This is a genomic window from Chitinibacter sp. SCUT-21 (assembly GCA_041874755.1).
In the GTDB taxonomy this organism is placed as follows: domain Bacteria; phylum Pseudomonadota; class Gammaproteobacteria; order Burkholderiales; family Chitinibacteraceae; genus Chitinibacter.
On sequence record CP102611.1, the window covers coordinates 3,193,361 to 3,206,557 of the forward strand.

The window sequence follows — 13,197 nt, forward strand, 5'->3', positions numbered from 1 at the left end:
GAATGCTTCTTGCGATTTGTGTTTTGTCATAAAAAAGCTATAATGCCTTGGTATTATTGCTGTATGTAAGTATTATTATACAATGCTTACGTTTTGTTTTTTTTCTTGTATGTATTTTGTAATGGCAAATTAAGTCTTCTCTGTCTGCCGAGCACTTACCCCTAGCCCCCAATATTAAATCTATGCGAAAAAGCACCACCCGCCACGGCACTACAATTGTGAGTAAACTAATTCTGCTGGCCGACATGCTGGTAGTTTGGATAGCTGCTTATGGTGCAGCCCATTGGCGCTTTGGTGGCGCGAGTTTGGATAATCAATATGCCACTTTGGTGTTGGCAACCAGCTTGATTATGGCGGGTGTTTCATCGGCGGTGTACCAATCATTCCGTGGCGGTAGCTGGCTGGCCGTGTTGGCGCGAGTCAAAATCTGCTGGTTTACTGTATCGGTATTGCTGATGGCGTGGCTGGTGTTTTCAAAAACCGCTGATGATTATTCGCGAGTATTTATAGCTAGCTGGATGGGCTTGATTTTGCTCGGTTTATTAATCGAGCGCAGCCTGTTTATGATCTTGCTGCGCTATTTAAGCAAAAAGGGCTACCGCACGCGCGATGTGTTACTGGTTGGCACTGGCCCAATGAGTAAGGCGCTGAGTGATCGCGTGCGCTTATCGGCTTGGAGTGGCTATCGCATTCACCAGATTGTAGATGCGCACGAACTGGGTCAAGTGGAAGATCTAGCCGATCATTACGATTTTGATGAGGTGTGGATTAACTTGGCGATGCAAGATACCGAGCTAATCCCCAAGGTACTGCACGCTTTGCGCCATAGTGCCGCTGATATCCGCGTAGTGCCCGATATGCTGACATACCGAATTATCAACCACGGCATCACCTTTATTATGGGCGTGCCGATGTTGGATATTTCGGCATCATCGCTGGGTGGTATTAACAAAATTGTGAAGCTGATAGAAGACTATGTGCTGGCCAGCCTAATTTTATTGCTAATCAGCCCAATCATGATTGGTATTGCCATTGCAGTAAAAGTAACTTCGCCCGGCCCTGTGTTTTTTAAGCAGCGCCGCCACGGCTGGGGTGGGGAAGAGATTACGGTGTATAAATTTCGCAGTATGAAAGTACACCAAGAAAACGATGGCCAAGTTAGCCAAGCCACCAAAGGCGATAGCCGCATTACGCCATTGGGCGCATTTTTGCGCCGCACCAGCCTCGATGAATTGCCGCAGTTTATTAATGTACTGCAAGGCCGTATGAGCATCGTAGGCCCGCGCCCGCATGCGGTGCAGCACAACCACCATTACAAAGAGCTAATCCCCCGCTATATGCTGCGCCATAAAATGAAGCCTGGCATTACCGGCTGGGCGCAAGTAAATGGACTGCGCGGCGAAACCGATACGCTGGATAAAATGGAAGCACGGGTAGATTATGATCTGCATTATCTAGAGCATTGGTCACTATTCCTCGATTTGAAAATTGTGTTTTTTACAATATTCAAAGGTTTTATTAATAAAAACGCATATTAATAATTGATTAATTAGTAAGTGCTAAATTGAATGCCGTGCATCATTTAGAAACACAAAATCGATAAATAATGTGTTAGATTTCGCAAAAATAAATAGGTAAAGATTACGCATGAATAAAGACAGCAAAATTTATGTGGCAGGCCATCGTGGCATGGTGGGTGGGGCGATTGTGCGCGAACTGCAAGCCCAAGGCTTTAGCAATATCATTGGCCGCACCCATGCCGAGCTAGACCTAACTAGCCAAGTCGATGTGAATGAATTTTTTGCCGCCGAAAAGCCTGACTATGTATTTTTAGCCGCCGCCAAAGTGGGCGGCATTCATGCAAATAATGTATACCGTGGTGAATTTATCTACCAAAACCTGATGATCCAAAACAACATCATCGACGCCGCTTATCGCAATGGCGTGCAACGATTATTGTTTTTGGGTAGCAGCTGCATTTACCCGCGTGATTGCCCGCAGCCAATTAAAGAAGAATATTTGCTCACCGGCCCGCTAGAGCAAACCAACCAGCCGTATGCGTTGGCCAAGATTGCCGGTATTGAAATGTGCTGGAGCTATAACCGCCAATACGGCACCCAATACATGGCGGTGATGCCGACAAATCTATACGGCCCGGGCGATAATTATCACCCAGAAAACAGCCATGTGATCCCCGCGCTATTACGCCGCGCGCATGAATACAAGCTAGCGGGTAAAACCGAATTTGATGTATGGGGCACCGGCACGCCAATGCGCGAATTTTTGTATTGCGAAGACATGGCCGCCGCTTGCGTGCATGTGATGAATTTGGACGACGCCACCTACGGCCAGCTACTAAACGATAAAAACCCGCCACTGATCAACATCGGCACCGGTGAAGACATCACCATCGCCCAGTTGGCACAAGCTGTGTGCGATACCGTGGGCTTTGAAGGCAAGCTAGTGTTTGACACCAGCAAGCCCGATGGCACACCACGCAAATTGCTAGACGTAAGCCGCCTGCATGCGCTGGGCTGGAAAGCCAAAATGCCGTTTGCCGAAGGCCTAAAAAAAGCCTACCAAACCGCGCCGTTTTACCCCCGTAATCAGTAATACCCATTGGTAGTATTGGTCTTAAAGTCAGACAAAATAATTAACACAACGATATACATACAAGGAAACAGAATGACCCAAGCTAAAGTCGCCCTGATCACTGGTGTAACCGGCCAAGATGGCTCTTACCTCGCTGAATTTTTGCTGGAAAAAGGCTATATCGTGCACGGCATCAAACGCCGCGCATCTTCATTCAACACCCAGCGCGTAGACCACATCTACCAAGACCCACACATCGAAAACAGCCGCTTTAAGCTGCACTATGGCGACCTAAGCGATTCATCGAATCTGACCCGCATTATTAAAGAAGTGCAGCCAGATGAAATCTACAACCTGGGCGCGCAATCACACGTAGCGGTAAGCTTTGAATCGCCAGAATACACCGCCGATGTAGATGCCATGGGCACGCTGCGCCTGCTGGAAGCGATCCGATTTTTGGGCCTAGAAAAGAAAACCCGTTTCTACCAAGCATCGACTTCCGAGCTGTATGGCCTGGTGCAGGAAATCCCGCAAAAAGAAACCACGCCATTCCACCCACGCAGCCCGTATGCAGTGGCCAAGATGTACGCCTACTGGATTACCGTAAACTACCGCGAGGCGTATGGCATGTATGCGTGTAACGGCATCTTGTTCAACCACGAAAGCCCACGCCGTGGCGAAACATTTGTAACCCGCAAAATCACCCGTGGCCTGGCCAATATCGCCCAAGGCCTGGAGCAGTGCCTGTATATGGGGAATATGGATGCGCTGCGCGACTGGGGCCACGCCAAAGATTACGTGCGCATGCAATGGATGATGTTGCAGCAAGACCAACCAGATGATTTCGTGATTGCCACCGGCGTGCAATACAGCGTCCGCCAGTTTATCCAGTGGAGTGCCGAACATCTGGGCATAGAGCTGGAATTTAGCGGCAGCGGCGTAGACGAAATCGCCACCGTGAAAAGCATCACCGGCGACAACGCCCCAGCATTGAAAGTGGGTGATGTAATTGTACGCGTGGACCCCCGCTATTTCCGCCCGGCCGAAGTAGAGACGCTATTGGGTGATCCAAGCAAAGCCAAAGCCAAATTAGGCTGGACGCCAGAAATCACAGTGCAAGAAATGTGCGCGGAAATGGTGGCGCATGATTTGCAGGTAGCGAAACAACATGCGCTGTTAACTGAGCATGGGTTTGATGTATCGGTGAGTTCAGAGCGGTAAGTAACAAAACTCAATTTTATATAAGTACCTAGCAGCCTTGCGTCGATAGCAGTAAATTCAATGCAGGGCTGAGTTTTTAATATAATTAACTTGTGTATTTTATTTTGTGTTTAATATAATTTAATCTTTATGGTTTGAGTATTTATTGTTTTATTTCTCCGGTTTCTGGTTTGATTTTATTTAAATTGTGACTAAAATATTATAGGTATAGGAGTTAATCACCAAGCAATGCAATTGGTCAAAAATAATAAAATTTGGAGTAAATTTACTCGAGAGCACTTTTTGTGGGTAGGTATAAATCAAATACTCTGTCGTGCTTTAGTCGCGTTTAAATTCTTATACTTCGCTACTGTGTTTGGTCCGGCCGCAATCGGTTTGGTTGGTGTTGGCTTAATGGCATTGGCAATAGTGGAATCACTTACTGATACTGGTTTGCCTCAGGCTGTTGTACAGGCTCCGCAGCACCCAAATCGAAGTGCACTATCAGCGGTTTGGCTGATCCAGTCAATTCGTGGTTTGGGTCTATCAATTTTATTATTTTTGGCAGCTAGCCCACTTGAGCAATTTTTTAATATTGATGGATCAGCAGAAGTTTTGGCATCTATCGCATTTTGCCCTCTTTTGCGAAATTCCCTGTCAATTAATTATTATTTGCAACAAAGAAATAGAAATTTCAGATATTTAGCTTTCACTGAAGTGTCGTGTTTAATTCTCGATTTGGGCGTGACCTTGTTTTTTTATAGCAGAAATCATGGTGTTTTATCTTTGATTTATGGGAATGTTGCAGCTGATGCTTTACGTTTTACTGTTTCATGGATGCAGCCTTTTTTGATAAAAAAACCAGACTGGAATGATGTTCGTAAGTTAAAGGGTTTTGGGAATTGGATCTGGATTAACTCAATAATTATTACAATAATTAACCAGTTTGATAAGGTCGTTGTGGCGAAAATGTTAGGGGCTACATCTTTTGGCTCGTATCAAATGGCGAGTAAAGTTAGTCAAATGGCATTTGTCGATGTCGCATCGATGTTCGCCCAGTATTTATTCCCTACTCTGGCTAGATTGTACAGTACTGATCCGCGCTCTGCATATTTAGTATTTCGTAAAATAATAATTATATTACTAGTTTTCTTTTTTAGCTCTGCAGTATTAATTTATTTAAGTATTGAAAATGATTTGCTTTTTTTCTTGCCATATAATTGGATTGTAGTGTTGCCTATTGTGGCTTTACTTTTACCTGTTATGGTGATGGCGGCAACAAATGGTGTTTTATCTTCATACTTGCGGGCTATTGGACGGCCAAGAGTGGTTACCATGGCTACATTATTTCAGGGTTTTGTTTGTATTCCACTTGTTTTTTATTTGATTAAAGATCACGGAGTTAATGGAGTAATACTAGGCAATACAATAGGAATGCTTTGTTCCCTTTTTTACATGCTCCGTGGTGTTTTTGAAATCAGAAAGGTTTCATAGAATTATGGCAAAAATCTTGATCATTGAACCAGAGTTATCTGGACATCATCGAAGCTATTTAGAGTGGATTGTTGTTGGTGCTATACAAAATGGACATTCAATAGTTATTGGTACGACGCCTTGTGCTGAGAAAATACTTGCCTCAGATCCTATTTTCAATGGTCTGGAGTATGTGTTACTAGAGTTGCCAAATGGTGCAATGAAGTTTGGTGGTTTTTTAGCGGATGTTCAGAGAGAAATTGCATTTTGGAAATGGTCTAAGGATATTTTTAATAAGAGTACAGGTCATACAGTTGTCTTATTACCTTATATTGACTATATGCTTAATGCAATAAGCCTTCTTGGAACTCCGTTCCAAAAAATTCCATTTTTTGGGATATGCATGCGTGCTACATTTCATCATAAGAAAATGGGTATAAACACACCACATAGCTCTGTTTCAAGAGTAAAAGAGTTCCTTTTTAAACGTCTAATTAGATTGCCATCACTAATTTCAATTTTTTCAATTGACGAATCCTTACGCCTATACTTTAGCAGTTACAGTATTTTAAATGTGAATAAAATTGTTTACCTCGCAGATCCATCCGATGCGTCTCCTTCTGAGGATAAACAAATATCTAGATATGCACTCGGATTACCGCTTGATAAAGTTGTCATTTTAATTTACGGCGCAATTACAGCAAGAAAAGGAGTTTTTGAATTGTTAACATATCTTGAGTTGAGTGGGCGTGATGATATTCATGTGGTTCTTGCAGGTAAGCAGGATGAAAATGTTCGTTCATATTTAGCAAGTAATTCGAGCCTAAATTCTAAAATTACGCAGATAGATCGAAGAATTGAGAATGCAGAGGAAGTAGAATTATTTAATGCTTGCGATATTGTTTGGATATGTTATGCGAACCATTACACAATGAGTGGTCAGATGATTAAAGCTGCCCAGTATAATAAATATGTTGTAACTAAAAATGAAGGGCTTATTGGGTGGATCTGTATGAAACATGATCTTGGCTATGTACTTGACACAATGGAAGTCGAGGATATAAATAAATCAATAGCTGGATTATCTGTTAGAAAGATAAATAAAACAACAAGCTGGCGAGTAGATCATAGTATTAGTAAAGCAATTCACACTGTTTTTAATGTAATAAATTGATATTCAAGATGTGCTTGGTTTTTTAATTGGGATGTTGGTTTTGAATTTTTTGCGATGTGTTATTTTTTTTAAAAAAAAGATTTTTTGCTGGAATTAACTGGTTTTTTTGGAGTTTACATTGTGAATGAATTAAATTATGGTGAGTTTTAAAATAAACGATGCGGAAAGTAATGGTGGACGATTAAGCTGGCTCGATTTTTATCGCGGAGTAGCAATTTTTCTGGTTGTTTTGGTACATATTGGGCAAAGTTTTAACGCTGATGTATTTCATTACCTTACTGCATGGGGGCAATATGGAGTTCAGTTATTTTTTTGTATAAGTGTATACACAATTACACTGACTCACCCTGCTGTACGTGGCGTACTTGATAGTAGAAGCCATTTTTCATGGATGTGCAGGCGAATTTTCAGAATACTTCCATTGTATATACTGGCTGCAATAATTTTTCCTTGCCTTAGGTATTTACTGTATGTATTAAATTTATCATCAACTTCGCCGCCAACATTGTTTGATATTGGCTTGAATTTTTTTCTTTTAAATAGTTTTTCGGCTTCGGCAATTAATAGTGTCGTTCCAGGAGGTTGGTCGATTTCAATTGAATTTCTGGTTTACATGTTAGCACCTGTTATAATTTTCTGTCAAAGAAGGCATATATGGTCTTCGATGTTGGTTCTTGGTTTTGTATTATCTTATGCTTTGTTTGCTTATACGCTTGGAGTAGGGCTTCGCCCTGAAAATAACTCGTTCTTTTTTTATTGGCCTCCGTTGCAAATTTTGGTTTTTGTAATTATTTTTTACTTGCAAAACTATATTGTTAGGTTTTTTGTTAGTGACTACATTAAAATTATATTGTTCGCCATTTTTTTTGCATCAACACTTATGTTTGGTGTGGTCGGTGAATTAAATCATGCATTAGCTGCTATTTTCTCAGGCGTTGCTTTTGCGTTTTTAATTGATACAAAATCATATGTGCTTCAATGGGTTAATTCTCGTTTTTTTGATGTGTTTGTTGTAGTCGGTAGGCTTAGTTATGCGATTTATATATTTCATTTTCTGTATGTCTTGACGACCAGAAAATTGATTAACCCTGACTCATCTTTGATGTTTTTTCCGCTACTTGTTGGTTGCTTTATTTTTACAGTGCCATTGGCAATACTATCTAAAGTGTATATTGAGACACCTATGATTAAGCTAGGAAAAAAAATTTCTGCATTAATGTGCCCTTGAGTTTATTTTGTATTAGTTTTTATTTGTATGGGTGGTCCTGCGTAACTAGATTTGCATAATTTTGACGAGATTCTGTGCGAACACCTTGATTTTTCAACATCAAAATGATGTTTACATGATGGAATATTGCAATTTATGTGTGCAGCACTGCTTGGGTTGATTTTTTTATTATGTAGATAAATTGAGTGGTTAAAGTTTTTTCTGTGTATTTGGCTTGTGCATATTAAATGCGGTTTGTTTTTTATTAAGTTTTCGTCAGGGTTTACATTTGTGCCTGGGGTTTTTGATGCTAACTCAAGATAAAATTTTGTATTGGTTTTTTTTGATAGTTTTTTGTTTTCTAATGTTGAGCCCATTTGGTTCGAATATGGTTTTAGTTTTTGGGGGTAATTATTATCCAGAGTTTTTCGTGGTTTTTTTGTTGGTTGTTATAAATATTTTTTTTCCGTCTATATATTCTTATGTTATTGGTTGTTTTAATCAATATTCTGTTATCGCATGGGCTGCTTGGTGTATATTTTTAGTTGTATTAGGTGGAGCGCTTTTGCATGGTAATTATATTGCTGCTTATGCGGATGCAAGATCTTTTTTAGTTTTTATTCTAGCATTTGTTTACTTTTCACGAGTTAGTCCTAGTGACCCTATGTCTAGAGATGTCCTGTTGTTTCATGTGGTTTGTATTTCTTTGGTGGCGCATTTTATATTCTTTTCTTTTTTTGCAGGGTCAGGTGATGATGACTCGATTAAATTAGGCTATCCATTTGCTATGTTTTTTTGTCTTCTATATGCAATGCGTAATAATGTAAAGCTTAGGTATGTGCTCATTTTTGTTGTAATTGTTGTCTACGCTGCAGTTACCAGTTTTTACAGGCAAAATTGGATCATGGCATCAATCCTTGTGTTTGCATCAGTTTTAAGTTGCTTGACCTTAAATAAAAAACCTAGTTTAATTTTTTTAAAATTACTACTGCTTCTTGGTATAATTTTTATCATGATGCCAATCGTCCAGTCGATTGTGTTTGACTACTTTAGCTCATCTGAGAGTAGGTATATACATTCAATTAAGAAGTTTGAAAATCTCATGGATCTGCTCAAGTATGGTGAGGCTGGAGAGGGTGATGATATTAGGGCTGCATATATTGAGTTTTTCATTTCAAATATTTATGCATTTCTTCTTCCTAGTGGATTTGGTCATAAGGCAATGTATTATTTAACTAGTCTATGGACTGATCAAAAACTACCTGTTGCTGGTGCATCAGTTGATGGTGGCTATATTTTTGGATTTGTACATCTTGGTGTTATTACAGTGCTATTAGGAATGATATATATAATTTCATGTGTAATTACTCGTATTTCTGAAGAAAGTATGTTTGGCTGCAAGGTGATTTACCTTGCAATACTACTTTCTTGTGCTGTTATTTTTGTAACTAATGGTCAAGTTTTTACCGTGATTACGGCAGCTTTCTTTTATGGGGCAGCCCTTGGAAGTATTGTTAAAAAATCCAATAAAAATTATAACTTTGTTAATAAAAGGCGAATCTAGTGCGTGTAACCATATATCATAATATTCTATGGTCAAAATATAAGGGTGGGGTTTTTTCAGCCCTTAATAAGATCAGCAAAGATATTGAATTTATTCAAATCGCCGAAACAGAAGGCGATCGTGTAGGTTTAAGTGGCGTGGACATGAGTTATCACACTTATCCGCACCAGCTCTTGCACCAAGGTAAATACGAAGATATTGGCACAGCCAAACTCGCTAACGAGCTATTCTGGCACACGTTAAAAGCCGAAGCAGATCTAGTGGTATTGGCCGGCTATCATCGCATTGAATACTGGGCCCAGTTATTTGCAGCTTTTCTGTCTGGGAAACAAGTGGCCGTTTTTTGCGACTCAACCGCGAACGACAAGCCCTTTTCTTTGCTAAAGGCGATTCCGAAATGGATTTTCTTCCATGCTGTGGATGGTTTTTTTGCCTACGGTGAGCGTAGTAGAAACTATATCTGCAGCTATGGCATTAAGCCGGAAAAGGTGTTTTTTAGATGTCAGGCAGCCGCTTTGCCACACCATTATTCGCCAGACAGCGCCATTACGACTCGCGTGGTGGCACAGCAAAGTCAAGATCATCCGGTATTTCTGTATGTAGGCCGCTTATCACATGAAAAAGATCTGCATATTTTGCTAGATGCGTTTCATACGGTTGTGCAGCAGTATTCCGATGCCAAGTTACGTCTTGTAGGCAGCGGGCCATTGCGTGAATCACTGGAAGCACAGGCTAAACAGCTGGGCCTGAATGATTCGGTGGTATTTACAGGTGGGAAAACGATTAATGAGCTGGAAGGCGAATATGCCAAAGCCACTTGCATGGTGTTGCCAAGCAATAGTGAGCCTTGGGGTTTGGTCGTGAATGAAGCGTTGAGCTATGGCTGCCCTGTGGTGGTTAGCGAGGCTTGCGGTTGCGTGCCAGAGTTGGTCATTGATGGTTTTACTGGTTTTTCATTCCGTACCGGTAATACGGCAGAGCTGGCATTACGCATGTTGTCTTGTGTGAATGAGTTTACCGATCAGCAGCAAACCGCGACTAATTGTGTGTCACACATTGGTCGTTTTTCGCCAGAAAATGCCGCACGGCAAATTTTGGCTGGTCTTGACCACATGCTGAGCGAATAGTTGAATGGGTAAGATTGTGTTTGTGGGGCCATTGCCACCCCCAGTGCATGGCTTTTCGGCGATTAATCTGGCCATGCACCAAAAAATGGCAGCTAAAGCTGATCGGGTTCTGACTTTTAATCGTGCCTATACATCGACACGGTTGCCGTTACTGCGGCCAGTGCTGAAATGGTTTATGCCTGTACTGCAGTCGGTGCAATTATTAGTGCTGGGAATTTTCAGTCGTTATCAGGCTATGTATTTAGGCCTGTCGGGTGGTTTTGGTCAGGCGTTAGATTTGCCTTTTCTGGCTGTGGCTCGTCTGCTGCGCATTCCGATATTTATTCATCATCATAGTTACGCTTATATAAATGATGTGAGTCCATTGGCACGAATTCTATTTCGGGTTGCTGGAGCGGCGCAGCATATAGCGCTTTGTGAACGGATGGCATTAGCGCTGGCTGAAAACTATCAAATTGATCCGGCCAGAATTACCGCTGTATCAAACGCAGCATTTCAAGCCAAATCAAACCTTATCTATCAAGATTTTTCGGAGCATGTTTGCCTAGGCTTTCTATCGAATATCACTGAAGAGAAGGGTATCTTCGAGTTTTTTGATACTGTGCAGCTCGCAAGCCGTAGTGGCATAAAGGTAGCGGCAAAGATTGCAGGCCCAGTATCGGGAGATATCAGAGAGAAGTTTGAGCAGCAGTTGGCTGCAACGCCTGAAGTCACTTATTACGGCCCAGTTTATAGCACTTCAAAAGATGATTTTTTACAGTCACTCCATTTTTTACTTTTTCCCACTAAGTATGTGAATGAAGCCGAGCCTGTCACGATCTTGGAAGCAATGCGCTATGGTGTTCCAGTGTTTGCGGCACGCCGAGGTTGTATTGAGGCGCAAATCGGAACTGAGGCTGGTTTTTTGATTAACGATATAGCCCAGTTTCCTGAGCAGGTTTGCCATGTGATTAGCCAGCTAGATCAAAATGCATATCGTCAATTACGCGCTGAGGCTGCAGCTAGATTCGAAACTCTTGCAGAGAGCTCACGAGCACGGATTGAAAAAGTGCTGGAGGTTATGATTGATGCGTAACTTTCAAAATCTGGCTGCATTTACCATGCCTGCCAATTTCCGTGGTCGCTCAGCTATTTATGTGCAGTTGTGGTGGCTTGTTCAGGCGACATTATTTCGGTGCTCACCCCAATTTGCCTATCGATTCAGAGCAGCATTGCTACGCTGGTTTGGTGCAGAAGTTGGGGTGGGTACTGTAATTCGTCCTTCGGTCACCATTACCTATCCGTGGAAAGTCAAAATCGGTGACTACGCGTGGATTGGTGATGATGTGGTGCTGTATAGCTTGGGTGAGATTGATATTGGTGCACATGCTGTAGTGTCGCAGCGTAGCTATTTGTGCGCGGCCGATCATGATTATCAACAGGCAGATTTTCCGATTCGTGCCTTTAAGGTGTGTGTGGAAGATCAGGCTTGGTTAGCCACAGACGTGTATGTCGCTCCGGGGGTCACGATCGGACGGGGTGCCGTGATTGGCGCGCGTAGCTCGGTATTTAAAAACATGCCCGAAGCTATGGTATGCATGGGGTCTCCTTGTCGGCCGTTTAAACCACGCTTGTCTCAATCTATTTCAGAGTCCTTGTAGTGAAAATCTTAATCCACGGCATCAATTACGCGCCCGAAATGACGGGCATTGGTAAATACACGGGTGAAATGGCCGAATGGCTTGCCGCGCAGGGGCATCAGGTGCGGGTGGTCACAGCGCCACCTTACTATCCGCATTGGCAGGTGGCTGAGGGGTATAGCGCTACACGTTATGTAAAAGAAGATCTGCATGGCATTATGGTGTACCGGTGTCCGTTATGGGTGCCCGAAATCGTGAATGGGGCCAAACGCATTGTGCATCTAAAAAGCTTTGCCCTCTCCAGTTTGCCGGTGATGCTCAAGCAGGTTTTCTGGCGGCCTGATGTGGTGTGGGTGGCTGCGCCGGCGCTGTCTTGCGCGCCGAATGCGTGGCTGGTGGCACGTCTCAGTGGTGCCCAGTGTGCGGTGCATATTCAGGATTACGAGGTTGATGCTGCATTTCAGCTTGGTTTGCTCAAAAATCCATTGATGCGTCGTTTTGCCTTGTGGGCAGAGCGGGTGTTGCTGCGTCGCTTTGATGTGGTCTCGACGATTTCTGGGCGCATGGTCGATTTAGCCAAGGCTAAAGGTGTTGATGCGGCCAAGGTGGTGTTTTTCCCCAATTGGGTGAAACTACCTCCGGCCTCCATCGTTCAGCATCGCAGCAGCTACCGGGACGAATTGGCGCTGGCTGATGACACTGTGGTGGCGTTGTACTCTGGCAATATGGGGGCAAAGCAGGGTTTGGAGGTAATGGCTGAAACGGCGCGGCTGCTGCAAGATAAATCACAAATTCAATTTGTATTCTGCGGCCAAGGCGCAGGTCGTGCGGGCCTAGAGGCACTGTGCGCAGGCTTACCTAATGTGCGGTTTATTGATTTACAGCCGTTTGAACGCCTACCTGATTTATTGGCGCTGGCCGATATCCATCTGCTGCCGCAAAAGGCCGATGCGGCTGATTTGGTAATGCCGAGCAAGCTAACTGGCATGTTGGCCAGCGGTCGCGCAGTGGTTGCTACGGCGCTGCCGGGTACCGAGCTGGCTAGTGTAGTCAAAGATTGTGGCCTAGTGGTCGATCCCGAAAATGCACCCGCCATGGCTGCGGCGGTAGCGCAGTTGGCCAATGATGCGCGTTTACGGGCTAGCTTGGGTGCTGTTGGCCGCGCCTACGCAGAGCGTAATCTGGATCAAGATCAAATCCTAAATCGTTATTTCAGTATTTTTGCCGATAGGCTTAAGTAG

General features: G+C 43.0%; 11 protein-coding genes. All 11 read left to right on the forward strand.

Going from position 1 to position 13,197, the window contains the following annotated elements:
* Window positions 1-218 precede the first annotated feature (218 nt).
* The gene (locus tag NT239_14900) at window positions 219-1,538 is read left to right on the forward strand and encodes an undecaprenyl-phosphate glucose phosphotransferase (GenBank protein XGA71029.1); all 1,320 of its coding nucleotides are present in this window, start codon (window positions 219-221) and stop codon (window positions 1,536-1,538) included.
* Window positions 1,539-1,647: 109 nt separating this feature from the next.
* On the forward strand, window positions 1,648-2,613 hold the full coding sequence (locus NT239_14905; protein XGA71030.1) for a GDP-L-fucose synthase: 966 nt from the start codon (window positions 1,648-1,650) through the stop codon (window positions 2,611-2,613).
* Window positions 2,614-2,685: 72 nt separating this feature from the next.
* Window positions 2,686-3,813 carry a GDP-mannose 4,6-dehydratase gene (gene gmd, locus NT239_14910; protein ID XGA71031.1) on the forward strand — a complete coding sequence of 376 codons (1,128 nt, stop codon included), beginning with the start codon at window positions 2,686-2,688 and terminating at the stop codon, window positions 3,811-3,813.
* Window positions 3,814-4,041: 228 nt separating this feature from the next.
* A complete protein-coding gene (locus NT239_14915) occupies window positions 4,042-5,286 on the forward strand; it encodes an oligosaccharide flippase family protein (GenBank protein XGA71032.1) in 1,245 nt (414 codons plus the stop codon).
* Window positions 5,287-5,290: 4 nt separating this feature from the next.
* The gene (locus NT239_14920; GenBank protein XGA71033.1) at window positions 5,291-6,439 is read left to right on the forward strand and encodes a hypothetical protein; all 1,149 of its coding nucleotides are present in this window, start codon (window positions 5,291-5,293) and stop codon (window positions 6,437-6,439) included.
* Between the two features lie 136 nt (window positions 6,440-6,575).
* Entirely contained in the window at window positions 6,576-7,667 is a 1,092-nt protein-coding gene (locus NT239_14925) for an acyltransferase (GenBank protein XGA71034.1), read from the forward strand.
* 286 nt (window positions 7,668-7,953) lie between these two features.
* Window positions 7,954-9,210 (forward strand): hypothetical protein, encoded by a 1,257-nt coding sequence (locus tag NT239_14930; protein XGA71035.1) that lies wholly within the window; start codon window positions 7,954-7,956, stop codon window positions 9,208-9,210.
* Complete coding sequence (locus NT239_14935; GenBank protein XGA71036.1) at window positions 9,210-10,337, forward strand: glycosyltransferase; 1,128 nt, start codon at window positions 9,210-9,212, stop codon at window positions 10,335-10,337. Before NT239_14930 ends, NT239_14935 begins: the two co-directional genes overlap by 1 nt.
* A gap of 4 nt (window positions 10,338-10,341) precedes the next feature.
* The gene (locus NT239_14940) at window positions 10,342-11,412 is read left to right on the forward strand and encodes a glycosyltransferase family 4 protein (protein XGA71037.1); all 1,071 of its coding nucleotides are present in this window, start codon (window positions 10,342-10,344) and stop codon (window positions 11,410-11,412) included.
* Complete coding sequence (locus tag NT239_14945; protein XGA71038.1) at window positions 11,405-11,977, forward strand: putative colanic acid biosynthesis acetyltransferase; 573 nt, start codon at window positions 11,405-11,407, stop codon at window positions 11,975-11,977. Before NT239_14940 ends, NT239_14945 begins: the two co-directional genes overlap by 8 nt.
* The gene (locus NT239_14950; GenBank protein XGA71039.1) at window positions 11,977-13,197 is read left to right on the forward strand and encodes a glycosyltransferase WbuB; all 1,221 of its coding nucleotides are present in this window, start codon (window positions 11,977-11,979) and stop codon (window positions 13,195-13,197) included. The genes NT239_14945 and NT239_14950 overlap by 1 nt, the downstream gene beginning before the upstream one ends.